This window comes from Aliiroseovarius sp. (assembly GCF_030148435.1).
Taxonomy (GTDB): domain Bacteria; phylum Pseudomonadota; class Alphaproteobacteria; order Rhodobacterales; family Rhodobacteraceae; genus JASBTN01.
The window spans coordinates 109230-132632 of the sequence record NZ_JASBTN010000081.1 but is presented as its reverse complement, the minus strand read 5'-3'; the positions used below and the strand labels follow the sequence as shown (position 1 = coordinate 132632).

Sequence of the window (23403 nt, the reverse complement as noted above, 5' to 3'; positions counted from 1 at the left end):
GGGAAGCTTCATGCGATGCCTGTACCCGTTCGTCATCCTACCGCTGGTTCTGGCAGCCTGTAGCGAGCGTCAGACCTGTGAGAGCCGTACGCGCAGTCACCTGCATGACATCAATCTTCAGATCCGCGAGGCCCAAGACAACCTCTCGCGCGGGTACAGCCTGGTAAAACGGGATCAAGGCTTCGTGTTCGGAACCCGGATCTGCTCACGCCGGGGCGACGTGCGGTTCTGCGCGGGATCGAGCTTGCCGCAATACCACCGCGTACGTATCGACCAGGCTGCCGAACAGGCCAAGCTCAACGCGCTGGAGATACGCAAGGCGGCTCTGGAACGTGAGGTCGCACAATGCGCGGAGGCCTATCCCGAAGGATGAGGTCGCAGCCCCTCAGTGGACCGGGTCGCCCACAACGTCACAGAGCGACCGGCCACCATCGACGACCATCACGTGACCGGTCATGAACCCCGCCCCATCCGAGGACAGGAATTGCACCGCTTCGGCGACTTCCCCGGCCGAGGCGATCCGCCCCATTGGCGTGCCTTCGATCACGTCGACGCGGCGTTCCGGCGTCTCGCGCAGCGCGTCCATCAGGCTCGCGCTCATCACGCTGCCAAAGCTGACCGCATTGACGCGGATTCGATGCGGCGCCAGCGCCACCGCCAACGAGCGGGTCATCTGGTCCAGCGCAGCTGAGGCGATGGAAAAGGCCATCAGTCCGGGCTGCGTCCGGGTGCCGGCGATCGAACTGAGGTTCACGATGGCACCCAGCGGTTCGTCCTGTTCATCCGCGTCCAGATCCTCGCCCTGCTTGATCATCCGCGCCGCCACCGCCTGGCTCAGGCGCAGGCTGGTCATCAGGTTCTGGTCCAAGAGCAGCTGAACCGTCTTGTCATCGCTGTCCAGGGGATCGGCGGTCATGACCTGGCGGCTGGCGTTGATCAGGATGTCGACCCGGTCAAAGGCGTCGATCGTGGCCGACAGCAGGTTCGCGATGGTCAGTTTCTCGCGCAGGTCGCCCGCGAAATAGCGGGTACTCGAGGTCTCTTCGGCATCCGGATCCGGGTTTTCGCCCCATTCCTCGATCAGCTTCTCTTCATCCCTGTCCGCACAGATCACATTGGCGCCGTGGGCGGCGAAGTGGCGGGCGATGGCCAGACCGACGCCATTGGCCGCGCCGGTGATGATGGCGGTCTTGCCCTGGATGGATAGCGACATGGATGCCTCCTGATTCTCTGGCCGAGCCTAGCTCAAGTCAGCGCCGCTGGCGACGTGGCTTTGCAGCCGCCAGAACCTTGAAACCCGGCGTGCCTCCCAGCTCTTCGACCAGACCGAAACGGCTGGCGAGCTCCTGTTCATAGGGCAGGTGCCGGTTGGCAACCATGATCAACCGCCCGGAGGGTTTCAGGATGCGTGCCGCCGTGCGAATGAAGGCGCGGCCCAGCTCCGGGTCGCCCGACCGGCCAGTGTGGAAGGGCGGATTCATGACGACAGCATCGCACAATGCGCGGGGCTCGAACGTGGTGGCGTCGTCCCAGAAGAAGCGGGCACGCCCGTCGGAAACATTGCGCCGGGCGCACTCAAGCGCATCGTGATCGGCCTCCACCAGATCCAGAGCGGTCACGCCGGGCCGTTCCAGGATCGCACGCGACAGGTATCCCCAACCCGCGCCCAGATCGGCCACATGGCCCCTGAGGTCATCCGGCAGAACGGTCAACAGCGCCTCGGAGCCCTTGTCGATCCTGTCGGCGGAAAACACGCCGGGCCGGGTCACGAAACCGCCGGGCAACGTGGTCTCGACAGCCTGCCACCCGGACAAGGCGCCGCCCCGGAACCATGCCAGCTTGCCGTGGGACTTGGAAATCACCTGCGAGATAGACACTTCTTTCTTCAGGGATTTCAACAGGCTGTCGATGCCATCCGTTTTCTGCCCTTCGACCAGCACCAATCCGCCATCGGTGATGCGCAGCGCCTCGGCGATCATCGCGCGCGCCTGTGCCTTGGCCCGCGGCACAACGACCAGCGCGGCGCAGAATTCCCCTTCCGGGTTCACCGCGACGTCGTATCCGGCCCGCGCCCAGGCCAGATGGTCCGGAAAGAACCGCTGCACCACCTGAAGCCGATCACGCGGCAGGGCCGACAGGTCATACCCCGCGGGCGCCCCCATGACGGCGATCCGCCCCTGTTCGGGCAGCGATACGGCACCTTCCAGCGCCAGGGACAGTCGGGACGAGGACACGAGGGTTACTCTTTTTCCATCGTGCATTGCAGCGGGTGCTGGTGGTCGCGCGCTGCCTGCATGACCTGTGTCACCTTGGTTTCGGCAATTTCGTGGCTGAACACGCCCACAACCGCGACGCCCTTCTTGTGCACGGTCAGCATGACCTCGAACGCCTGAGCGTGATCCATGCCGAAGAAACGCTCCAGCACCATGACGACGAACTCCATCGGTGTGAAATCGTCGTTCAGCAGCAACACCTTGTACATCGGTGGCCGCTTGGTCTTGGGCTTGGTCGCCACTGCCAGAGCGGCATCACCGTCGTCATCCGGTGTTCCGGCCATCATGAAAGGCTTCAGGGTCACGCGCGTCTCCGGACTTGTGTTCGACACCATGTGGCAAAACAATATAACCCATGAGCCGTCCCGGAAAAGGGGCAGCCATGGGCAAACCTGCAAGGCACATACAGAATGGGCACAAAAGTCTCAACAATTGCTTTCGACGCGGATGACACGTTGTGGCAGAACGAGGCGTTCTTCCGCGTGACGCAGGAGCGATTCGCAGCCCTTCTTGCCGACTTCACCGATCCCGATCACCTGACCGAACGGCTGCTGGATGCCGAACGGCGCAATATCGGCCACTATGGCTTCGGCGTGAAGGGGTTCACCCTGTCGATGATCGAAACCGCCATTGACGTGACCGAAGAACAGGTTCCCGCCAGCGTCATTCGCGAGTTGATCGCAGCGGGGCAGGAGATGCTGTCCCATCCGATCCACCTGCTTCCCCATGCCGCCGAAACCGTCGCCCGGCTGGCCGAGCAGCATGAAATCCTGCTGATCACAAAGGGCGACCTGCTGGATCAGGAGCGCAAATTGGCCCAATCCGGGCTGGGAGACTTGTTCGACGGCGTTCACGTAGTGTCCGACAAATCCACGCAGACCTATCTGACCGCTTTTGCGGATCCAGGGCCGGAGACAGCGGTGATGGTCGGTAACTCCTTGAAATCGGACATCATTCCGGCACTGGACGCCGGCGCCTGGGGCGTACATGTGCCGCATGATCTGACCTGGGCCTACGAACAGGCCGAAGCGCCACTTGCGCATTCCCGCTTTCGCGAAATTTCTCACTTGGGTGTCCTGCCCGGTTTGATCTCGGAATTCGAGCAGATATAGCGTCCGCGCGCCCATCTACCCCAAGATATGGGGCGTGGCGTCACAGCCACGCTTGAACCCGTTGAAAACAATCCATTTTCAACACCCGAATTCACGTGCTACGCTTCAGGCAAATCAGCCAGGCGCAAGACCATGGCACATTCGAGGCAGAGTACAGGTGGCGACGTGATACAACGTCTGGGGCAAAATGCCCGTTTCGGGTTTTTCCTGATCATTTTGGGCGCGAGCGTAATGCTGACGCAAGGCGCGGCGCTGGCCGCACCCTATGCGGCGATGGTGATGGATGCGCGCTCCGGCAAGGTGCTGCATTCGCGCAATGCCGACACGCAGCTGCACCCGGCCTCCCTGACCAAGATGATGACGCTCTACATCGCCTTCGAAGCGGTGGAAAACGGCGAGATCAGCCTGGACACCCTGGTCACGGTTTCGGCCAAGGCCGCCTCCGAACCGCCCTCGAAGCTTGGCCTGCGACGCGGGCAGAAGATAAAGCTGCGCTATCTGATCCGCGCCGCGGCGATCAAGTCCGCCAATGACGCGGCCACCGCAATCGGTGAAGCGATTTCCGGCTCGGAGGCCGCCTTTGCCCGGCGCATGAACCGCACCGCAAGGTCGATGGGCATGACGCGCACGCATTTCAAAAACGCCCACGGGTTGACCGAGAGCGGGCACCTGTCGACGGCCCGCGACATGACCTTGCTGGGACGGCAGCTGTTCTATGACTATCCGCAGTATTACAATCTGTTCTCGCGCCTGACCGCCAATGCCGGCGTGAAACGCGTGGCCCATACCAACACGCGCTTCCTGAAAAGCTATCGCGGTTCGGACGGGATCAAGACCGGCTACACCCGCGCCGCGGGTTACAACCTGGTGGCCTCGGCCGAACGTGGCAGCGAGCGCATCATTACCACCGTCTTCGGCGGGCGCAGCGTCGCCTCGCGCAATGCCAAGGTGGCCGAGCTGATGGACCTGGGCTTCCGCCGTGCGCCCACCCGTGTTGCACTGCGCCGACCGGCGCGCCCCGCCTATCAGGGCGGGGGCGGCTCCGGTCCGGCTGAACCGCCGGTCGGCAGAACCATTCGCGTGGTCGTGGCCCCTACGACCAGCCCGCGCCCGATCCCGCGCCCGGTGCTTGACGAGGTGCCCGCCACCTTGATAGCCGAACTGGAAACCAGCGTGGCCGAAGCTTTGGAAGAGGCTGTTGAACCGCAGTCCGAAGCGACCGTCGCCGAAACGCCAGAGGCCCGCGTGGCGGAGGCCGACATCATCATTGCCACCGCCTCGGCCCCGCGGACCACGCCAACGCCCCAACCGCGCCCGGCCACGATTACCCTGACCGCGCTGGACATTCCGCAGGCGAAAGACGCCGAGCCCGAGATCGTAACCCGCATGTCCACCTCCGGAGGACGGCATTGGGGCGTGAACGTGGGTATCATGACCACCCGCTACCAGGCCGAACGGCTGCTTCTCAAGACCGCCCTGAACGAGCTGGGCACGCTTGACGAGGCCCTGCGCAAGGTGGTGAAACGGCCCGACGGCTGGCATGCGAATTTCGTCGGGCTGAGCGAAGACGGCGCCGAACTGGCCTGCCGCCGCCTTGAAGCGCGCAGCGCGTCCTGCAAGGTCATCGGCCCGGGCTGACCCGGGGGGGCCAGCGGTGGCGGCGCGCCTAGTCCGCCGCCCCTTCCCGCACTTCCATGTCGAAGGCCGCTGCCATCAGCGCGCGGGTGTAATCCGTCTGCGGAGCGTCAAAGACCTGGTCAACCGGTCCGCTTTCCACCACATCGCCTGCCCGCATCACCAGAACCTGGTGCGACAGGGCTCGGACTACGCGCAGGTCATGGCTTATGAACAGGTAGGCCAGCCCGTGATCGGCCTGCAGCTTGCGCAGAAGCTCGACGATCTGCACCTGCACGGTCATGTCCAGCGCCGAGGTCGGCTCGTCCAGAACCATCAGTTTCGGCCGCAGGATCATTGCCCGGGCGATGGCGATCCGCTGGCGCTGCCCGCCCGAAAATTCATGCGGGTAGCGATGCATCGTGCCCGGGTCCAGCCCGACCTCCTGCATGATCTCGGCCACCATCTCGGTCCGGTTGCGGCCGGGTTCCACCCCGTGCACGGTCAGGCCCTCGGCGATGATCTCCTCGACCGTCATGCGTGGCGAAAGCGACCCGAACGGATCCTGGAACACGATCTGCATGTCGCGCCTGAGCGGCGCCAGAGCGCGGGATTTGCGCCCCTGGATGTCCTCGCCCAGAAAAACCACCGGCCCCTCGGAAGAAATCAGCCGCATCACGGCCAGCGCCAGCGTGGTCTTGCCCGAGCCGCTTTCACCGACGATGCCCACGGTCTCGCCGGCGCGCACGCGGAACGTGGCCGCATTCACCGCTTTCACATGGCCCACGGTGCGGCGCAAGAGCCCGCGCTGGATCGGAAACCAGATGCGCAGATCCTTAGTTTGGGCGACCTCGGGCGCGTCCGCAGGCACGGGCAACGGCTGCCCGGTGGCCTCCGCCTCCAGCAGGGTGCGGGTGTACTCATGCGCGGGGTTGTCGAAAATCTCGGCCGTGGGCCCCGCCTCGACCACTTCGCCATCCCTCATCACACAGACCTTGTCGGCGATCTTTCGCACGATGCCCAGATCATGGGTGATGAACATCAGGCTCATCCCCTCGCGATCCTTGAGGTCCTTCAACAGGTCTAGAATCTGCGCCTGGATCGTCACATCGAGTGCCGTGGTCGGTTCATCGGCAATCAACAGCTCCGGCCCGTTGGCCAGCGCCATGGCGATCATGACCCTCTGGCGCTGCCCACCCGAAAGCTGGTGCGGGTAGCTTTTGAGCCGGGATTCCGGGTCACGAATACCGACCTTGTTCAACAGTTCCAGAATGCGCGCCTGAACCTTGTCGCCGCGCAACCCCTGGTGCAGTTCGATCGACTCGGTAAGCTGCTTCTCGATCGTGTGCAGCGGGTTGAGCGAGGTCATCGGCTCCTGAAAGATGAAGCTGATGTCATTGCCGCGCGCCTGGCGCAGGGTGGCCTCGGAGGCACCGACCATCTCGCGGCCTTCGTAATTGACCGAGCCTTCAATCTTCGCCGAATCGGGCAGGAGCGCGACGGTAGACAGCGCCGTCACCGATTTTCCCGAACCGCTTTCGCCCACCAGTGCGACGGTCTCGCCTTTCCCGATTGTAAAGGACACCCCCCGTACGGCCGGGTTTTCCTGGCCATCCTGGCGGAAAGTGACCCGCAGGTCCTTGACGTCAAGTACGCTCATTGGAAGGTCTTTCGCGGGTCGAAGGCATCGCGCACGCCTTCGAAGATGAAGACCAGCAGCGACAACAGGATCGAGAAGGTGAAGAAGGCGGTGAACCCCAGCCATGGCGCCTGCAGGTTCTGCTTGGCCTGACGGGTCAGTTCACCCAGCGACGGGGACGAGGACGGCAGGCCGAAACCCAGAAAGTCCAGGGCCGCCAGGGTTGAGATCGTACCGGTAATGATGAAGGGCAGCAGCGTCAGCGTGGCGACCATCGCATTGGGCAACACGTGCCGCACCATGATCACCCGGTTCGACACGCCCAGCGCCCGCGCGGCACGCACATATTCGAAGTTGCGCGCACGCAGGAACTCGGCGCGGACCACACCGACCAGGGCGGGCCAGCCGAACAGGACCGTGACAAAGACCAGCAGCCAGAAACTGCGCCCGAAGATGGCGAAGAGGATGATGATCACGTAAAGCGACGGGATCGCGGTGAAGATCTCGAGCGCGCGCTGGAAAATAAGGTCGGTGCGCCCGCCGAAATAGCCCTGCACCGCACCGGCCGCAATGCCGATGATCGAGGTCAGGATGGTCACGATAATGGTGAAGAAGACCGACAGGCGGAACCCATAGATCACCCGAGCCAGCACGTCACGCGCGGTGTCGTCGGTGCCCAGCCAGTGTTCGGCATCGGGTGCCGAAGGGGCGGGCACATCCAGATCGGCCGGGGTCTTGTACCCATATCGGATCGGCGGCCAGATTACCCAGCCCCTGTGGATCTCCTCGCCTTCGATCACGCCGTCACCGGCATCCTCGATCAGAAGCTCGGGGTCGTCCCAGCAGGCCTCTACCCCGCCGGTCACGATCAGGCATTCGATCTCGGGGTCGCGATAGACCGCCTCGATCTTCAGGTCGCCGCCAAATTGCGTTTCCGGGTAGAACTTGAAGATTGGCGTGTAAAACTCGCCGCGATAGCTGACCAGGATCGGTTTCTCGTTCGCCAGGAATTCGGCAAAGAGCGACAGGGTAAACAGTGCCACGAAGAGGATCAGCGACCAGAAGGCGCGCCCGTTGCGGCGGAAGTTGCGCCAGCGGCGCTGGTTGAGCGGAGACAGTCTCATGTTTCCCTCGCCTCGAAGTCGATACGCGGGTCGATGAACACATACATCAGGTCCGACAGGATGCCGACCACCAGGCCGATCAACCCGAAGAAATAGAGCGTGCCGAAGATCACCGGGTAGTCACGCTGCAGCGCCGCCTCGAAGCCCAGACGCCCCAGCCCGTCGAGCGAGAAGAGTGTCTCGATGATGACCGAACTGCCGAAGAACACGCCCAGGAACACCGCAGGGAAGCCGGCGATCACAATCAGCATGGCGTTGCGGAAAACATGACCGTAAAGCACCTTGCCCTCGGACAGCCCCTTGGCGCGGGCGGTGGTGACATAGTGTTTCTTGATCTCGTCCAGAAAACTGTTCTTGGTCAGCAACGTCAGCGTGGCAAAGCCCGAAATGGTCGAGGCCAGCACCGGCAGGGCAATGTGCCAGAAATAGTCCGCCACCTTGCCCAGCGGGCTGAGGTCGGCGAAATTGTCCGAGGTGAGGCCCCTGAGCGGGAACCACTGGAAATAGGACCCACCAGCGAACAGAACCAGCAGAAGGATCGCGAACAGGAAACCCGGGATCGCGTAGGCGACGATGATCGCGCCCGAGGTCCAGGTGTCGAAACGCGAGCCGTCCTTGACCGCCTTGCGAATACCCAGCGGGATCGAAACCAAATAGGCGATCAGCGTCGACCAGAGGCCCAGGGTGATCGAGACCGGCATCTTCTCCATCACCAGTTCCAGCACCCCCACGGAGCGAAAATAGCTTTCGCCGAAATCGAAGCGCAGGTAGCGGCTCATCATCGTGAAGAACCGTTCGACCGCGCCGATATCCTCGAAATCACAGGCCTCGTGGTTCACGTCAAGTTCACCCTCGAACCCGTCCTCGCAGACAATGCGGGCAAAGCCCATTTCGACCTTCAGCTCGTCCAGGAACTCCTTGGGCAGGCCACGTCCGCCCAGATAGCCTTCGTCGCTGCCGGACCCATTGCCGCCGGACCCTGCATCGCCGGTCCCGCCCGAGATCGATTCAAACACGTCACCCGAGCCTTCGAACTCGGCGATGATCTGTTCGATCGGGCCGCCGGGCACGAACTGGGTCAGCGCGAAATTCGCGATCATGATCCCGATCAGCGTCGGAATGATCAGCAGCAATCGCCTGAGGATATAGGCGCCCATCGCGTTGTCCTTGCCTGTGTCGTTGTCCGTGTCGGGGTCAGCGCAGCGCGCCGGCGGCCTTCAGGGCCTCGTGTTTTTCGGCGTCATACCACCAGATGTCCAGCAACCCCGGGTCAAGCGGTGGCAAAGCCTCGGGACGGCCGAACATGTCGTAATAGGCGACCGTGTGCACATCCTTGTACCATTGCGGCACGGTAAAGCCGATGTAGCGCAGGACACGGTCAAGCGCGTGAACCGAGGTCCGCAGCTCGTCCAGCGTCGTGGCTTCGACCACCTTGGGCAGCAGCCGGTCCACCGCCGGATTGCGTAGCCGCATCAGGTTGCGCGAGCTGTCATCGGCGGTCTTGGAGGCAAACCATTGCTCCAGCCCGATGCCCGGCTCAAATCCCATTGAGAATCCATGGTTCACCAGGTCGAAATCGCCCGAGCGGCGGCGTTCGACATATTGCGCGTTGTCAACCCGGTCGAGCTTGGCCTCGATGCCCAGACGGGTCAGGTTTTCGACATAGGGGTTGATGATCCGGTCGAACAGCGGGCTGACGCTGAGGATGTCCAGAGTCAGCACCTCGCCCGCCGCATTGCGGCGCTTGCCGTCATCGCCGATTTCCCACCCGGCCTCGTCCAGCAGGGCCGAGGCCGCGCGGAAGCTGCGGCGGTCGGGCCGGTTGCGATCGCCGTCAAGGACCGGCGGCACCTGCGCCTCGTCGGTCAGGACCGAGGCGGGCATCAGCCCCTCGTCCACCAGCGGCTGCAACAGGGCGATCTCTTCCTGCGTCGGCACACCGGTGGCCGCCAGATCGGTGCCCGGCCAGAAACTGTCGACCCGGGTATAGAGCCCGTAGAACAAGGTCTCGTTCGACCATTCGAAATTGAACATCATGCCCACGGCCTCACGCACACGCGGATCCTGCCAGTTCGGGCGGTCGAGGTTGAAAACAAAGGACTGCGCCGTGCCGACCGATCCGTCCGGAAATTCGGCCTTGATCACGTTCCCCTTCTGCACTCCGGGGAAATCATAGCTCGTCGCCCAGAGCAACGACGAGTTCTCGATCCGCATCGTGTAGACGCCTGCAGTAAAGCCCTCGAAAGCCGCGGTGCCATCGGCGAAATATTCGATCCGAATCCTGTCGAAATTGTTACGGCCGATCTGCATAGGGTGATCGGCACCCCAATAGTCCGGGTTGCGTTTGTAGACCACGCGGCGGTTGATCTCGTATTCATCCAGCACATAGGCACCGGTGGACATGAACAGCTGGTCCGAGCTTTCATCCAGTCGCGCGCCGGTTTCTTCGAACCAGGCCTTGGAAAAGACTGGTGTGCCACCCGGAAAGCTGAGCCGCTCGCGTTTCGGCACGTTGTCGTTGAAGGTAAAACGAATCTGGTACGGCCCCAGCACCTCGACATTCTCGACCACGCCCGACACGATGGCGCGGTATTCGGCAATGCCCTGGGTCACGAAAAGGTTGTAGCTGAAGGCCACGTCCTCTGCGGTCATCGGCGTGCCGTCGGCGAATGTCACATCCTTGCGGAGGTTGAAGATGACCCATTTCAGGTCATCGGGATATTCCATCGTCTCGCAAAGCATGCAGTAGGTGCCATAGGGGTCATCTGCGGTCGCCGTCAGCAGGGATTCGCTGGCAATGGTCGACTGCGCCGCAGGCACGCCCTTGCGCGCGTAGAGGTTGAAACTGTCGAATGTGCCCTGGGCCGAGATCGAGATCTCGCCCCCTTTCGGGGCGTCGGGGTTCACATAGTCCAGATAGGCCATGTCCGCCGGGTATTTCAGCGCGCCGAAATTCGAATAGCCATGGGAGATTGTGGTGCCTTGGGCCTTGGCGCTCAGGGCGGTGGAGAGGATGAGAACCGCCCCGGCGGCCAGTCCCAGCAGGACCGGGCGGAAATCGGTAGACCTGGAAATGGCCGTGGCGCGGTGCGTCTGGCGCATGTGCTCTCCTCCGTCATATGCGCTTTGCGCGTGATTTTGTTCTAATCCAAGCTAAAGCCGCGACCCACGTACATTCAAGGTGCGAATTGGTGAACAAAGCGTGATTGCGGCTTGCGCCGGAAGACAGATCGGCAATTGGCCGCCCGCAGGAAAACTCAACCCTTCCAAAAGCGAAGGGCCCGCTGCGTTCTGCAACGGGCCCCAGTGTACATCTGTTTCGGCGCGTCCGGTGACGGTCAGCCGCCGATCGTCTGCAGGAAGGTAATCAGGTTGGCGCGGTCGGTGGGTTTCGAGATGCCCTTGAACGACATCTTGGTGCCCGGCGCATAGCCCTTCGGGTTCTCGATGAAGGCATTCAGTTCATCGACACCCCAGTTGCCGCCCAATCCAGCAACCGCATCGGAGTAGCCGAAGCCGTCAACCGAGCCGATGGCGCGGTCGAAAATGCCAAAGAGGTGCGGGCCGGTAGTGTTGGCGCCATCCGTCAGCTTGTGGCAGGCCTTGCATTTCGAAAAGACCTTCTCGCCCTTGGCCGGGTCGGCCGCGGCCAGCAACTCTTCGAAGCTCGGGCCTTCTTCGGCCACTTCCTCGGTGGCGGGCGCATCCCCGCCGGTAGAAATTTTATAACCCATGGTCGGTTCTTTGTCGCCATACGCGGCGGGAGCCGTGTGATAAAGGCTTTCGGCGGCCCAGTTGCCCAGCAGGAAGAACAGCAGCGCGCCAAGTACGCCGCCGCCTAGCTTGGTGATAGTCATTGTGTCGAACATGTCGCGTTCCGTCTCGTCCAGATTTTCCAAGCCTTCTAGCCGCTTCCGTTCCTCAATATCAAGCGGTATGACAGCTTTCAGCCGCGCCTTTCGGCGCAAACATTCCGGAGGAGGGGCGAAAATGACCGGACGAATTGCTTTCCAGGGGGAACCTGGCGCCTATTCCCACCAGGCCTGTCGCGACGCGCGGCCTGACATGGAGCCCCTGCCTTGCCACACTTTCGAAGACGCAATCAGTGCGGTTCAGAAGGGCGAGGCGGACATGGCCATGCTGCCGGTCGAAAACTCGACCTATGGCCGTGTGGCGGACATTCACCGGCTGATGCCGGAAAGCGGGCTGCATATCGTCGAAGAAGCCTTCGTGCGCGTACACATCAGCCTGATGGCCAATCCCGGCGTGCAGATCGAAGATATCGAGAGGGTGCGCGCGCATCTGGTGCTGCTGCCGCAAAGCGCGGGCTTTCTGAAGCAATACGGGATCAAGGGCGAAGCGGCGGCCGACAGTGCGGGCGCGGCCGAGGAACTGGCGCGTTCCGGCAGCGGGACCGAGGGTGTCCTGGCCTCGGACCTGGCCGCCGAGCTGAACGGTCTGCACATCCTGGCCCGCCACATCGAGGATCACGCCCACAACACCACGCGCTTTCTGTTGATGGCGCGTGAACCCGACTTGCGCCGGCGCGGGGGCGAGCATGGCATGATGACCAGTTTCGTCTTCCGGGTGCGCAATATTCCCGCCGCCCTCTACAAGGCGATGGGCGGCTTTGCCACGAACGGCGTGAACATGACCAAGCTGGAAAGCTACATGGTCGACGGCTCTTTCTCGGCCACCCAGTTCTATGCGGATATCGAAGGGCACCCGGACGACCGCAACGTGCAACTGGCCCTGGAAGAGCTGAGCTACTTCACCTCGCAGATGGACATTCTGGGCACCTATCCCGCGGACCCCAAGCGGCACTGACACCACGCTGGGACCGGCCACCATGGGGTTCAAAATGGAATGTCAGGGGCAGGCGCGGCTCAGGTCGCGTGGCGGTCCTCGATCAGCGTGGCATAATCCGCAATGCGTTTCTTGAACCGTTTGGTCAGGTTGCTCTTGGCCAGTTTCATCGACTGGATCATCAACCGCGCCGGGATCGACTTCGGACGCATGTCCACGGACATGGCCATGCGGGTGCGACTGCGTGACAGGGCCACCAGGTCAACCACGATTTCGGCCTCGACTCCGGACAACTGGGAAAAGACCTTCAACCCGTTGGGTCGATCGAACTCGACCAGCGTCAGGTCGGCCACACGTTCACGGCTGCGAAAGGGGAACTGCGCGCGCCAGGTCATGCCGACGCCGACCATGCCGCTGCCATCCGTGCGGACAACCTCGGCCCCGCGCCGCAACGCAGCGCGTTCGAATCCGTCGAAATCGGAAAGCTCGGCAAAGACCGTATCAATCGGAGCGGCAATATCCTCGCGGGTGGACAGTTTCATGAAAGCCTCACTTCTTTCCTGCTCTTATCAGCCATGGCGCGCGGATTCTGGTCCTATTCCAATTTGTCCGCAAGCCAGTTCTGAAGAAGAAAATGCGCAATCGCCCCCTTTCTGGGCGGGCGCACCACCGGGTGCCCTCCGGCGAAGGCCCGCAGAACCTCCTCGCGCGTGACCCAGAACGCATGGTCAAGCTCGGCGGGGTCTAGGGTGATTTCCGTATCCAGCGCCTCGGCGTGGCAGCCAATCATCAGCGACGAGGGATAGGGCCAGGGCTGCGAGGCGAGGTAGCCGACCTGCCCCACCTGCACACCGGCCTCTTCGTACACTTCGCGGCGCACCGCGGCCTCGATCGTCTCGCCCGGCTCCAGGAAACCGGCCAGCAGCGAATACATGCCCTCCGGCCAGCCCGGCGAGCGCCCCAGCAGGACCGAATTCCCGCGTGTCACCAACATGATCACTACCGGATCCGTGCGGGGGAAATGCTGTGTACCGCAGTCCAGGCAGCCGCGCTGCCAACCGGACTGCACCATATCGCTGGGTTGCCCGCAGGCCGCACAGAACCGATGGCTGCGGTGCCAGCTGAGAATTGAGCGGGCAGTGGCGGCCAGTTCGGCATCCAGCGGTGACAGCAGCGCCATCCGCCCGCGCAGCTCGGCAAAGCGGGCATCGGCCGGAAGCGCCGGATGCGGCTGTTCGCTGGCATCGAAGAACAATGTGGGATCAGGTTGCTCGCCTTCTGGCTTCCAGGCAGAAATATCTTGTGCAAACATTGACTTGTTGCCATCAAGACCCAGAAAAACAGGCGATTGCCTGGCCGGGCCCAATACCGTGTGCCCGGCTGCAACACGTACAAGCCGTTGCCCGTCCCCCCCGTCAGGCAGGAAGGCGGGGCGGCCTTTCCACATCGGTATGATAGCCGCCTCATAGGCGGCCAGTTCCTCCGGACGCCCGCGCAGATGGGCGGCGCGGTCCAGCCCGCCCCCTCCGAACGTCACGGTTTCTGCATGGCGCATCGGCTGGCTTCCTTCTGGCGGTCCTGCGTGTTTCACGCGCAGCCTAACGATCGGGGGCCAAAGGTAAACCTGTCTCTACATCAGCGGGGCCGCAGCACCGGCGCGTGGCGGGCCTTACACCTCAATTCAACCTATAGAGGAAAGCAGCAAAAGTTGCTCGCCCGATATGGCGTTGCCCATACAGACGGGCTAGGCTGTTGAGCAGAGACAGCAATACACCACCCTCCCGCCGTCGCGAGAGGTTGAAAGACTGGGAAAGACCGATTGGACAACGCAGATCACGCGCATGGCGCTGAGGGGGCGGGGCGGGCAAGGTTGCGCATTCTCGCGACGACCGACTTGCACATGCATATTCTGCCGTATGACTACTTTACCGACAGCGCATCCCAGACACGCGGGCTTGCCCGCACCGCCAGCCTGATCCACGCCGCCCGGGCCGAAGCCGCAGCCGTGTCCGCCGCCTGTCTGCTGGTCGACAACGGAGACTTCCTGACCGGCACACCGATGGACGACGAATTCGCCCAGCGCATGGCCCGGCCTGGTGACGGGGGCGGCGAACCGCACCCGATGATATCGGTGATGAACGCACTGGGCTATGACGCGGCCACTTTGGGAAACCACGACTTCGATCATGGGTTCGCCTGGTTGGAACGGGTGCTGGAACAGGCGGAATTTCCGCTTGTGCTGGCTAATCTCGACCGCCCGCCGGGACACGGGGTCACGGCCCGCTTCCTGCCGCCCTACACGATCCTCACACGGCAGGTTCACACGGCGGAAGGCGTCGCCCGCACATTGCGCATCGGGGTTCTCGGCTTTCTGCCACCCCATTCGATTCGCCCGCGACATACGCTGAAAACCCCTCCCGAAACCGGCGACATCGTTGAGGTCGCGCGACGGCTCGTCCCGAAACTGCGCGCGGATGGCGCGGACCTGGTCCTGGTTCTGGCCCATACCGGAATTGGCGAGGCAGAGCATCATCCGGGCCAGGAAAACGCGCTTGTTCCCCTGTCGGAAGTCGAAGGGATCGACGCCATCGTCGGCGGTCACGCCCATCAGGTCTTTCCCGGTCCTCGGCCCTCCCCTCCACATTCCGGGGTGTCGCCGGATACCGGGCATGTCAACGGCGTGCCGGTGGTCATACCCGGGTTCTGGGGCTCGCACCTCGGTGTGATCGACCTGGATCTGGTCCATGACGGCGATTGCTGGCGGGTCGCGGCAGACCGGGCCGAACTGCGCGCCACCTATCAGCGCGGCGCGGACGGGCAGGTTCGGGCGACGGCCCCCGCAGACCCGGACATCCGTCGCGCTTTGGCGCCTGACCACACAAGAACATTGCACTATGTGCGCACCCCGGTCGGGCAGAGCGCGCAGCGGTTGCACAGCTATTTCTCTCTGATCGCCCCCAATGCGGCTGTCCAACTGGTGCAGCGTGCCCAGCGCGACTTTGTGGCCCGGGTGTTGACTGGCACGCCACATGCCTCGCTGCCGATCCTGTCCTCGGCCTCCGCCCTGAAATGCGGCGGCATTGGCGGACCGGACCACTATACCGACGTACCGGCCGGGGAACTGACCCTGCGGGCCATTGCGGACCTCTACCTTTATCCGAATGACCTTGTTGCGTTGAAAGTGACCGGGGCCATGATGCGCGACTGGCTGGAACGCGCGGCCTCGGTGTTCAACCGGCTGGACCCGAATCGCCCCGACCAGCCGCTGATCGACCCGTCCACACCCAGTTACCTCCACGAGACGGTCCTGGGGCTGGAGTACCAGATCGATCTGGCCCGAGCGCCCCTCTACACCCCGCGGGGAGCGCCGCTTTGCAGAACTGCTGCCTCCGGGCGCGTTCAGGGCCTGTCTCACAGAGGGACGCCGGTGCGCGACAATATGGAATTCCTGTTGATCACCAACGGCTTTCGGGCCAGCGGTGGAGGGCGCTATCCTCGGCCCGACGTGGCCGAGGAGGTGCTGGGCGCGGGCGACTGCATTCGCGACATCCTGCGCGATCATGTCCGCGAGGGCCCGGTGACGGACCATGCACCCGACCCCCATTGGCGCCTGACCGCCGCACACGGCACAACGGCAACGCTCGATTGCAGCCCGCGCGCATTGCCACTGGCGCAGGAGATCGACAAGGCCGCAGCGGGTTTGCACCTGTCCCCCCTGGCCCGGCTGCCGAGCGGGTTTCAGCAATTCCGGCTGACTTTCTGATTGCCGGGCTGTCGCGCACACTATCTTGCATCCTCGCGACTCCCGGCCTATATGGGCAGCGAGGGGTTGGCGCGGGCAAGCGCCTCGCCAACCTGGTCAGGACCGGAAGGTAGCAGCCACAACGAGCCCCGCTTGGGTCGATGTCCAACCTCTCACCCAAGCGCATGTGCGCAGCACATGCGCGTCGGGCGTCAGTTGAATTCGCAGAATCCAACGAGAGCCTGTTTTGAGGAAACCGGGCCACCTGCCCGCTGCCAAACACGGAGGGCCATTGATGATTGTTGCAACCGCCCTTCGGGCAGGCCGTTTCTGACGGGATAGCCCCATTTCCTGCCTGACCCCTTCTCACCCCCGCCGCGAGCGCGCGGGCGGTGTCGATTTTTATGTTAGACAGGCAGAGCAATGACCCTGACTCTTTCGGACCTTGGATGGTCCCCCCATTTCGCCGCGCAATTCGCGCAACATGACCCCACCGACCTAACGCCCCTGCGCATCAGCGAGGTGCATTATGACCGCCTTGTCGCGCTTGGCCCCGACGGCCCGCGCGTGCTGCTGACCCCCGGTGCCTCGACCGGCGATTTCGCCGTCGGCGACTGGGTGTTGGCCAACGGTCAGGACCATGTGCATGCGCTTCTGGATCGCCAGACCCTGCTGCACCGCCGCGCCGCCGGGCGCGAAGCAAAGGTGCAGTTGATCGCGGCCAATGTGGACACGCTGTTCATCGTGTCGAGCTGCAATGCGGATTTCAACATCGCGCGGCTGGAGCGCTACCTGGCGCTGGCCCATGACGCGGGCGCCTGGCCGGTTCTGGTACTGACCAAACCGGACCTCTGCGACGATCCCGGCGACTATGAACGTCAGGCGCGGAGCCTGGATCCGATGCTGACCGTGCTGGTCGTGAATGCCAAGGACGCAGGCGACGCCGCGCGTATGGCGGACTGGGTGAAACCCGGCCAGACCGCCGCTCTGCTGGGCAGTTCCGGCGTTGGCAAGACCACGCTGACCAACAGGCTGACCGGCGGGGATGCCGCCACCGGCGCGGTCCGGGAGGACGACGCCAAGGGCCGCCACGTGACCACCGCCCGCACGCTCAAACGGATGGAAAACGGTGGCTGGATCATCGACACGCCGGGCATGCGCGCGCTTCGGCTGGAGGAAAGCAGCGAGGGGATCGAGGTGCTCTATGCCGACATCCTGGAGCTGGCGACCAATTGCAAGTTCACCAATTGCGAGCACGAGACGGAACCTGGCTGCGCGGTCAAGGCGGCGCTGGAGGACGGGTCGCTTGATCCCGAGCGACTGGACCGCTGGCGCAAACTGTTGGCCGAGGACAACCGCAACACCGAAACGATTGCCCAGAACCGGGCGAAGGGAAAAGCTTTTGCCAAGATGGTCAAAGGCGTTGTGAAACAGTCCCACAAGCGCAAGGGGCGGTAAATATCGGCGCCCGCCGGCACCGCTGGCGGGCGTTTTTCATGGGGGGCGCGATGTCCGGCGAAACCGATCTGAACGCATTGCTTGCCACCCTCTCGGCCCGGCTGGTTGAGGGGACTTATGTCTTTGTGACCCTGCCGGAAGGGCGCCTGCCTGCAGGCCTGTCCCCGCGCATGGCGTTTCGCGAAGCCGAGGGCACGACGCTTATCTGCCTGCAATCCGAGGCCGAAGCCCACGGGCTGTCCTGGGAGTTTCCCTGCCGCATGATCACACTGGATGTGCATTCCTCGCTGGAAGCGGTCGGCTTCATCGCCCGGATTGCCACCGAGCTTGCCCGCCATGGCATGGGGGTGAACCCGGTGTCGGGATTCTTTCACGATCACCTCTTCGTCCCCGAGGGGCGCGAGGCGGAGGCGATGGAAATACTGGCGCGGATCGCCGAAGAGGCGGGTTAAACCCGTTCGGCCCAGAGCCGCTGCGCTTCGGTTTCGACCGCACAGGAACGGACCGCTCGCAGGCGGGTCAGGGCGGCGTCCGGCGCCTCGCCCAGTTCGACCATCAGCCGCAGAAGCACCATGCCCGAGCGTCCGCAGCCGCCCCGGCAATGGGCCAGCACCTTGCCGCCATCCGCAAGAATTTCGTGCGCTCGGGCGGAAACCATCGGCCAGACGGTCTGTATCTCGGTCGGCGGCACGCCAAAATCACGGATCGGCAGGTGGCGCCAATGGATCCCGGCGCCCTTCAGGGCTTCGCCAAGACCACCGGCACCAAGCTGCGCCATCTCCTCGATCTCGGTCATCGACAGCACAAGGTCCGGCGCCCAGTCCAGCAGCACCGGCAGATCTCCCGCCCGAGGCAGGGGACAGATGCCCAGCCATCCGCCTCCGGCGGGCAGCTGGTGGATGGCGAAGCCGTCGGGCACCTACCGGGCACCCCAGGTGTCGGTCAGGCGATAGCCGCCCGGCCAGGGGTCCTCCGGGTCCAGCATGTGCTGATGCGTGCCGGTGATCCAGGCGCGGCCCGAAATCTCGGGAATGATCGCCGGGGTGCCGTTCAGGTCGACCATTCCGGCAATGCGCCCGGTGAACTGCCCGTCAATGATCGAGCGGGTGGAAATCACATCGCCCTCCCCCATCAGCCCCTTCGCGGCCAATACCGCCATGCGTGCCGACACGCCGGTGCCGCAGGGTGAACGGTCGATCTTGCCCGGCTGGATCGCCACCGCCGAACGCGCCTGCCCCTCAACCACCGGGGTCACGAAATTGCAGAAGCTGATGTGTTTCCAATCCGGATTTGTCGGATGGGTAAAACCCAGCTGTTCATTGGCGGCATTGGTGATCTTCACCCCCAGCCGGGCAATGTCACCGGCCTCGTCCGGGGTGATCGCAAAGCCCAGTGCCGGGGCATCGACAATCACGAAACTGTCACCGCCAAAGCCCGTGTCCACGGTTAGCGTGCCCAGCCCTTCAACCTCCAACGTGGCATCCAGATGCTGCGCGAAGGACGGCAGGTTCTGCACGGTAATGCGCCGGGCCTTACCGCCCGCGCATTCCGCACGCACCCGCACCAGCCCACCGGGGGCTTCGAGAGTCAGTTCTGTCACCGGCTCGGACATGGGCAGGATGCCGCTGTCCAGCAGCACTGTAGAAACACAAATCGAGTTCGAGCCGGACATGGGCGGCGTATCCTCCGGCTCCATGACGATCCAGGCGGCATCCGCCTCCGGGTGTTTCGGCGGCACCAACAGGTTCACGTGGCGAAACACGCCACCGCGCGGCTCGTTCAGGACGAAATTTCGCAGGGTCTCGTCACGGGCGATCCAGGCGCGCTGCGCCCAGACCGTGTCGCCCGGCGGCGGCGCAACACCGCCGACGATGACATCGCCCACCTCGCCTTCGGCATGGGCCGAGACCACGTGGATCACTTTCGATGTGCGCATGGCTCTTCTCCTTGTGGCCGTGTTCAGTTTACGACGAACCCGTGCGCGTAGGGATCGCGCGGGTCGATGAAGATGGTGTTGAACCCGGTTACACGGGCCCAGCCGCCGATGGACGGTATGATGGCGTTGTGGCCTCCCACGCGGGCGGTGCCCTCGACCCGACCATGAAACAGCGAGCCGATGATGCTTTCATGCACGAAGCTGTCGCTCACGCCAAGTCTGCCCTGCGCCGCCCATTGCGCCATGCGGGCCGAGGTGCCGGTGCCGCAGGGCGAGCGGTCGATCGCCTTGTCGCCATAAAAGACCGCGTTGCGGGCAGTGACACCGGGCCGGGTCGGAGCGCCGGTCCAGAGGATATGGGAAAGCCCGGCGATCTCGGGTTTCTCAGGGTGGATGAAGTCATATTCCGCGTTCAGCGCCGCGCGCAGCCTGGGCGACCAGGCGACCAGCTCGGTCGAAGTATGGTCCGCCATGTCGCGGAACGCGTCCTGCGGCCCGACGATGGCGTAGAAATTGCCGCCATAGGCTACGTCCACCGTGACCTCGCCCAGCCCGTCGACCTCTGCCGTCAATCCCGAAGCATAGAGGAACGACGGCACGTTGGTCAGGCGCACCTCTGCCACGAAACGGCCTTCCAGCCGGTACTCGGCAACCACCGGACCGGCCGGCGTGTCCAGCCGCAGCACGCCCGGGGTGCGCGGCGTAACAAGCCCGTGTTCGATCGCCGTAGTCACCGTGCCGATCGTACCGTGGCCACACATGGGCAGGCAGCCGGAGGTCTCGATATAGAGCACCGCGACATCACAATCCTCCCGCGTCGACGGATAGAGGATCGCGCCCGACATCTGGTCATGGCCGCGCGGCTCGAACATCAGCCCGGTGCGGATCCAGTCGAACTCGGCCAGAAAATGCGCACGGCGTTCCAGCATGGTGGCCCCTTTGAGCATCGGCGCCCCGCCGGTGACGACCCGTACGGGGTTGCCGCAGGCATGGCCGTCGATGCATTGGAATGTGTACTGGGTCATGTGTGCGCCTTTAGAAACGGGTGGCCCGGTAGGGGGAAAGGTCGATGGTGGGGGCTCGGCCGGAGACAAGGTCGGCGACGATCTCGGCGGTGCCGGCGGCCTGGGTCAGTCCCAGATGACCGTGGCCGAACGCATGGATCACCCGCGCATCGGCCCGGGCGGGACCGATGACCGGCAAGCTGTCGGGCATGGACGGGCGGAACCCCATCCAGCGCGCTCCGCCTTCGGTGTTCAGCCTCGGCAGAAATGCTTTTGCCTTCTTCAGAAGCGCGTCGGCGCGGGCGTAGTTCGGCGGGTATTTCAACCCCGCCAGTTCAACGGCCCCGCCCACGCGGAGGCCATCGCCAATGCGCGTGACGACAAAACCATGCCCGCCAAAGGTCAGCTGCATGCGCAGATCGAAAGCGCCCGCGGGCAGGGTGGTGTTGTAGCCGCGTTCGGTCTCCAGCGGCACCGAATCCCCCAGCGAAGCCGCAAGCCCGCGCGACCAGGCCCCACCGGCCAGAACCACGTGATCGGCCGCGTATGGTGCGCCTGCCTCGACCATGATCCGGGCGGCAGGTGTGATCGAGGCGACCTTGGCGCGCTCGATGCGCCCGCCGCGCTCGGTGAACCGTAAAGCCAGATGTTCGACCCAGAGCTTCGGGTCGGTAAAGTTGATCCAGCCCGGCGTGAAGCCCGCATGAGTGAAGCGGGGGTGGATCCCGGGCTGCAGCGCGGCGATTTCCTCGGGGCTTTCGAGCAGGCGGAAGACCACGCCATGGGTCCGGCGCAGCTCCCAACCGGGCAGGCTTGCGCGGAACTGGCGCGCACCTTCGTAAAGCTGCAGCTGCCCCTCGGGACGCAGAAATCCCTGCCCGCCGACGTCAGCCACCTGTCGCTCGAAAGCGGCTCGCGACAGGCCCATCAGCACCGCCTGCGCCGCAGTACCCGCCCGGTGCCTCGCCGGACGGCTGGCCCGCCAGAAGCGCCAGAGCCAGGGGGCAAGACGGGGCGCATACCCGGGCGAAACCGACAGAGGCCCCAGCGGATCCAACAACCATTTCGGCGCCTGACGCAGGATGCCGGGTGTGGCCAGCGGCTCGATATCGGCAAAGGCCAGCGCCCCGGCATTGCCTGCCGACGCCTCGGCCGCCACACCGGCGCGGTCGAGCACGGTGACATGATACCCCCGCCGCTGAATGGCCAGCGCGGTCGAAATGCCGACCACACCCGCACCGATAACAATGACCTCCGGCACCCTACGCCCCCGTATAGGCGGTCTTGACGGTGGTATAGAACTCCGCCGCGTGACGCCCCTGTTCGCGGGGGCCGTAACTTGACCCTTTCGTACCGCCGAAGGGCACATGATAGTCCACGCCCGCAGTGGGCAGGTTCACCATCACCATGCCCGCCTGGGCATTGGCCTTGAAATGGGTCGCGTGTTTCAGGGATTGCGTGCATATGCCGGCCGAGAGGCCGAACTCGGTGTCATTCGCCACCGCCAGCGCCTCGTCATAGTCGGCCACGCGGATCACGCTGGCGACGGGGCCGAAGACCTCTTCGCGGTTGATGCGCATGTCGTTGGTGGTATCGGTGACGAGGGCGGGAGCCATGAAGAACCCTTCGGTTGCGCGCGCCAGCCGTTCGCCGCCGATCACCTCGCCGCCCTCCGCACGCGCGATCCGCAGGTAATCCTGGTTCTGGTCCAACTGGTGTGCATCGACCACCGGGCCGACCTGCATACCCGCCTCAAGCGCATGGCCGACAGAGAGCGCCCGCATCCGCTTGGTCAAAGCGGCGACGAAACGGTCATGGATCCCCTCGGTCACGATCAGCCGCGAACTGGCGGTGCAGCGTTGACCGGTCGAGAAGAAGGCACCGTTCAGGCAGACCTCGACCGCGACATCCAGATCGGCGTCGTCCAGCACCACCATCGGGTTCTTGCCGCCCATCTCCAGCTGCACCTTCTTCAGCCGCGCACCGCACTCGGCGGCGATGCCCCGCCCGGTAGGCTCCGAGCCGGTGAACGAGATGGCGTTGACGCGCGGATCGGCAATCAGCTGCGGCCCCAGCTGCGACCCGCGCCCCAGCATCAGGTTGAACACGCCCGCGGGCAGGCCGGAGCGCGAGATGATCTCGGCCAGGGCATGGGCGCAGCCAGGCACCAGCTCGGCAGGTTTCAGCACCACCGCGTTTCCGTGGGCCAGCGCCGGGGCGACCTTCCACGCCGGGATGGCAATCGGGAAGTTCCAGGGGGTGATCAACCCGACGACCCCCACCGGGCTGCGCGTTACCTCGACGCCGACACCGGGTCGGACCGAGGGAAGGATGTCACCAGCCTGACGCAGCGCTTCACCGGCAAAGAACTTGAAAATCTGTCCCGCGCGGGCAACCTCGCCGATGCCTTCGGGCAGGGTCTTGCCCTCTTCGCGGGCCAGCAGGTGGCCCAGCTCGTCACGGCGCGCGAGCAGCTCGGAGCCGATGAAATCCAATACGTCAAACCGCTGCTGCGGGGTGGAAACGGCCCACCCGGGCGCCGCGTCATGTGCAGCGGCGATGGCGCCGTCCAGCTGGGTCGCGCCAGCTTGGGCTGCGTGGCCCAGGATGTCCGAAATATCGGACGGGTTCACATTGGGTGTGCCTGCACCCGTGGCCACCCAGCCCCCGGCGATGAGGTTGCGATAGTCCATCT

General features: G+C 64.1%; 22 protein-coding genes and 1 other RNA gene. 8 read left to right on the top strand and 15 right to left on the bottom strand.

Annotated elements, in window-relative coordinates:
• Positions 1-10 precede the first annotated feature (10 nt).
• Entirely contained in the window at positions 11-373 is a 363-nt protein-coding gene (locus Q1V43_RS15415; protein WP_300519907.1) for a hypothetical protein, read from the top strand.
• A 12-nt stretch (positions 374-385) separates the two neighbouring features.
• On the opposite strand, the gene Q1V43_RS15410 is transcribed toward Q1V43_RS15415, so the two are convergent.
• Genes Q1V43_RS15410 through clpS form a run of 3 tightly spaced genes read right to left on the bottom strand, consistent with a single transcriptional unit; the run spans position 386 to position 2560 of the window.
• The gene (locus Q1V43_RS15410) at positions 386-1213 is read right to left on the bottom strand and encodes an SDR family oxidoreductase (RefSeq protein ID WP_300519904.1); all 828 of its coding nucleotides are present in this window, start codon (positions 1211-1213) and stop codon (positions 386-388) included.
• Between the two features lie 37 nt (positions 1214-1250).
• Positions 1251-2234, bottom strand: coding sequence for a class I SAM-dependent methyltransferase (locus tag Q1V43_RS15405; RefSeq protein WP_300519903.1), 984 nt, complete (start codon positions 2232-2234; stop codon positions 1251-1253).
• A 5-nt stretch (positions 2235-2239) separates the two neighbouring features.
• Positions 2240-2560 (bottom strand): ATP-dependent Clp protease adapter ClpS, encoded by a 321-nt coding sequence (gene clpS / locus Q1V43_RS15400; protein WP_300520126.1) that lies wholly within the window; start codon positions 2558-2560, stop codon positions 2240-2242.
• Positions 2561-2683: 123 nt separating this feature from the next.
• Between clpS and Q1V43_RS15395 the strand changes: the two genes are divergently transcribed.
• Positions 2684-3385, top strand: a complete 702-nt coding sequence (locus Q1V43_RS15395; RefSeq protein ID WP_300519901.1) for an HAD family hydrolase — start codon at positions 2684-2686, stop codon at positions 3383-3385.
• Between the two features lie 231 nt (positions 3386-3616).
• Entirely contained in the window at positions 3617-5023 is a 1407-nt protein-coding gene (locus Q1V43_RS15390; RefSeq protein ID WP_300519899.1) for a serine hydrolase, read from the top strand.
• A gap of 28 nt (positions 5024-5051) precedes the next feature.
• On the opposite strand, the gene Q1V43_RS15385 is transcribed toward Q1V43_RS15390, so the two are convergent.
• The 5 genes from Q1V43_RS15385 to Q1V43_RS15365 all read right to left on the bottom strand — a co-directional run bounded on the left by Q1V43_RS15385 (position 5052) and on the right by Q1V43_RS15365 (position 11631).
• Positions 5052-6659: an ABC transporter ATP-binding protein gene (locus Q1V43_RS15385; RefSeq protein ID WP_300519897.1), complete on the bottom strand. Its 1608-nt coding sequence runs from the start codon at positions 6657-6659 to the stop codon at positions 5052-5054.
• Positions 6656-7762, bottom strand: coding sequence for an ABC transporter permease (locus tag Q1V43_RS15380; RefSeq protein WP_300519895.1), 1107 nt, complete (start codon positions 7760-7762; stop codon positions 6656-6658). The genes Q1V43_RS15385 and Q1V43_RS15380 overlap by 4 nt, the downstream gene beginning before the upstream one ends.
• On the bottom strand, positions 7759-8919 hold the full coding sequence (locus tag Q1V43_RS15375; protein ID WP_300519892.1) for an ABC transporter permease subunit: 1161 nt from the start codon (positions 8917-8919) through the stop codon (positions 7759-7761). Before Q1V43_RS15375 ends, Q1V43_RS15380 begins: the two co-directional genes overlap by 4 nt.
• A gap of 37 nt (positions 8920-8956) precedes the next feature.
• A complete protein-coding gene (locus tag Q1V43_RS15370) occupies positions 8957-10864 on the bottom strand; it encodes an extracellular solute-binding protein (RefSeq protein WP_300519889.1) in 1908 nt (635 codons plus the stop codon).
• Positions 10865-11100: 236 nt separating this feature from the next.
• Positions 11101-11631, bottom strand: a complete 531-nt coding sequence (locus tag Q1V43_RS15365; RefSeq protein WP_300519886.1) for a cytochrome c family protein — start codon at positions 11629-11631, stop codon at positions 11101-11103.
• A gap of 121 nt (positions 11632-11752) precedes the next feature.
• Here Q1V43_RS15365 and Q1V43_RS15360 point away from each other — a divergent pair, with 121 nt between their 5' ends.
• Complete coding sequence (locus tag Q1V43_RS15360) at positions 11753-12589, top strand: prephenate dehydratase (protein WP_300519884.1); 837 nt, start codon at positions 11753-11755, stop codon at positions 12587-12589.
• A 59-nt stretch (positions 12590-12648) separates the two neighbouring features.
• Here Q1V43_RS15360 and Q1V43_RS15355 read toward each other — a convergent pair whose 3' ends face one another.
• Positions 12649-13110: an SRPBCC family protein gene (locus Q1V43_RS15355; RefSeq protein ID WP_300519881.1), complete on the bottom strand. Its 462-nt coding sequence runs from the start codon at positions 13108-13110 to the stop codon at positions 12649-12651.
• A 53-nt stretch (positions 13111-13163) separates the two neighbouring features.
• Positions 13164-14123 (bottom strand): NAD(+) diphosphatase, encoded by a 960-nt coding sequence (gene nudC, locus Q1V43_RS15350; RefSeq protein WP_300519879.1) that lies wholly within the window; start codon positions 14121-14123, stop codon positions 13164-13166.
• 264 nt (positions 14124-14387) lie between these two features.
• Here nudC and Q1V43_RS15345 point away from each other — a divergent pair, with 264 nt between their 5' ends.
• From Q1V43_RS15345 to Q1V43_RS15330, 4 genes are all read left to right on the top strand, one after another.
• Positions 14388-16331 carry a bifunctional 2',3'-cyclic-nucleotide 2'-phosphodiesterase/3'-nucleotidase gene (locus Q1V43_RS15345; RefSeq protein ID WP_300519876.1) on the top strand — a complete coding sequence of 648 codons (1944 nt, stop codon included), beginning with the start codon at positions 14388-14390 and terminating at the stop codon, positions 16329-16331.
• A 59-nt stretch (positions 16332-16390) separates the two neighbouring features.
• Positions 16391-16489, top strand: an RNA gene (gene ffs, locus Q1V43_RS15340) — signal recognition particle sRNA small type.
• Between the two features lie 244 nt (positions 16490-16733).
• Complete coding sequence (gene rsgA / locus Q1V43_RS15335) at positions 16734-17768, top strand: ribosome small subunit-dependent GTPase A (RefSeq protein ID WP_300519874.1); 1035 nt, start codon at positions 16734-16736, stop codon at positions 17766-17768.
• 50 nt (positions 17769-17818) lie between these two features.
• Positions 17819-18220: an ACT domain-containing protein gene (locus tag Q1V43_RS15330; RefSeq protein WP_300519871.1), complete on the top strand. Its 402-nt coding sequence runs from the start codon at positions 17819-17821 to the stop codon at positions 18218-18220.
• Here Q1V43_RS15330 and Q1V43_RS15325 read toward each other — a convergent pair.
• Genes Q1V43_RS15325 through Q1V43_RS15305 form a run of 5 tightly spaced genes read right to left on the bottom strand, consistent with a single transcriptional unit; the run spans position 18217 to position 23401 of the window.
• Complete coding sequence (locus tag Q1V43_RS15325; protein ID WP_300519868.1) at positions 18217-18687, bottom strand: protein phosphatase; 471 nt, start codon at positions 18685-18687, stop codon at positions 18217-18219. The genes Q1V43_RS15330 and Q1V43_RS15325 overlap by 4 nt on opposite strands.
• Positions 18688-19704, bottom strand: coding sequence for a proline racemase family protein (locus Q1V43_RS15320; RefSeq protein ID WP_300519865.1), 1017 nt, complete (start codon positions 19702-19704; stop codon positions 18688-18690).
• Between the two features lie 23 nt (positions 19705-19727).
• Positions 19728-20729 carry a 4-hydroxyproline epimerase gene (locus tag Q1V43_RS15315; protein ID WP_300519863.1) on the bottom strand — a complete coding sequence of 334 codons (1002 nt, stop codon included), beginning with the start codon at positions 20727-20729 and terminating at the stop codon, positions 19728-19730.
• A gap of 10 nt (positions 20730-20739) precedes the next feature.
• The gene (locus tag Q1V43_RS15310) at positions 20740-21969 is read right to left on the bottom strand and encodes an FAD-dependent oxidoreductase (RefSeq protein ID WP_300519860.1); all 1230 of its coding nucleotides are present in this window, start codon (positions 21967-21969) and stop codon (positions 20740-20742) included.
• A gap of 1 nt (position 21970) precedes the next feature.
• Positions 21971-23401 carry an aldehyde dehydrogenase family protein gene (locus tag Q1V43_RS15305; protein ID WP_300519857.1) on the bottom strand — a complete coding sequence of 477 codons (1431 nt, stop codon included), beginning with the start codon at positions 23399-23401 and terminating at the stop codon, positions 21971-21973.
• Positions 23402-23403: the final 2 nt, after the last annotated feature.

Excerpts from the sequence above, each read along its gene's own strand:
- Q1V43_RS15315 (WP_300519863.1), bottom strand. The coding sequence starts at position 20,729 with ATGACCCAGTACACATTCCAATGCATCGACGGCCATGCCTGCGGCAAC.
- Q1V43_RS15375 (WP_300519892.1), bottom strand. The coding sequence starts at position 8,919 with ATGGGCGCCTATATCCTCAGGCGATTGCTGCTGATCATTCCGACGCTG.
- nudC (WP_300519879.1), bottom strand. The coding sequence starts at position 14,123 with ATGCGCCATGCAGAAACCGTGACGTTCGGAGGGGGCGGGCTGGACCGC.
- Q1V43_RS15410 (WP_300519904.1), bottom strand. The coding sequence starts at position 1,213 with ATGTCGCTATCCATCCAGGGCAAGACCGCCATCATCACCGGCGCGGCC.
- Q1V43_RS15305 (WP_300519857.1), bottom strand. The coding sequence starts at position 23,401 with ATGGACTATCGCAACCTCATCGCCGGGGGCTGGGTGGCCACGGGTGCA.
- Q1V43_RS15330 (WP_300519871.1), top strand. The coding sequence starts at position 17,819 with ATGTCCGGCGAAACCGATCTGAACGCATTGCTTGCCACCCTCTCGGCC.
- Q1V43_RS15385 (WP_300519897.1), bottom strand. The coding sequence starts at position 6,659 with ATGAGCGTACTTGACGTCAAGGACCTGCGGGTCACTTTCCGCCAGGAT.
- Q1V43_RS15360 (WP_300519884.1), top strand. The coding sequence starts at position 11,753 with ATGACCGGACGAATTGCTTTCCAGGGGGAACCTGGCGCCTATTCCCAC.
- Q1V43_RS15380 (WP_300519895.1), bottom strand. The coding sequence starts at position 7,762 with ATGAGACTGTCTCCGCTCAACCAGCGCCGCTGGCGCAACTTCCGCCGC.
- Q1V43_RS15320 (WP_300519865.1), bottom strand. The coding sequence starts at position 19,704 with ATGCGCACATCGAAAGTGATCCACGTGGTCTCGGCCCATGCCGAAGGC.
- Q1V43_RS15415 (WP_300519907.1), top strand. The coding sequence starts at position 11 with ATGCGATGCCTGTACCCGTTCGTCATCCTACCGCTGGTTCTGGCAGCC.
- clpS (WP_300520126.1), bottom strand. The coding sequence starts at position 2,560 with ATGATGGCCGGAACACCGGATGACGACGGTGATGCCGCTCTGGCAGTG.
- Q1V43_RS15395 (WP_300519901.1), top strand. The coding sequence starts at position 2,684 with ATGGGCACAAAAGTCTCAACAATTGCTTTCGACGCGGATGACACGTTG.
- rsgA (WP_300519874.1), top strand. The coding sequence starts at position 16,734 with ATGACCCTGACTCTTTCGGACCTTGGATGGTCCCCCCATTTCGCCGCG.
- Q1V43_RS15365 (WP_300519886.1), bottom strand. The coding sequence starts at position 11,631 with ATGTTCGACACAATGACTATCACCAAGCTAGGCGGCGGCGTACTTGGC.
- Q1V43_RS15390 (WP_300519899.1), top strand. The coding sequence starts at position 3,617 with ATGCTGACGCAAGGCGCGGCGCTGGCCGCACCCTATGCGGCGATGGTG.
- Q1V43_RS15370 (WP_300519889.1), bottom strand. The coding sequence starts at position 10,864 with ATGCGCCAGACGCACCGCGCCACGGCCATTTCCAGGTCTACCGATTTC.
- Q1V43_RS15355 (WP_300519881.1), bottom strand. The coding sequence starts at position 13,110 with ATGAAACTGTCCACCCGCGAGGATATTGCCGCTCCGATTGATACGGTC.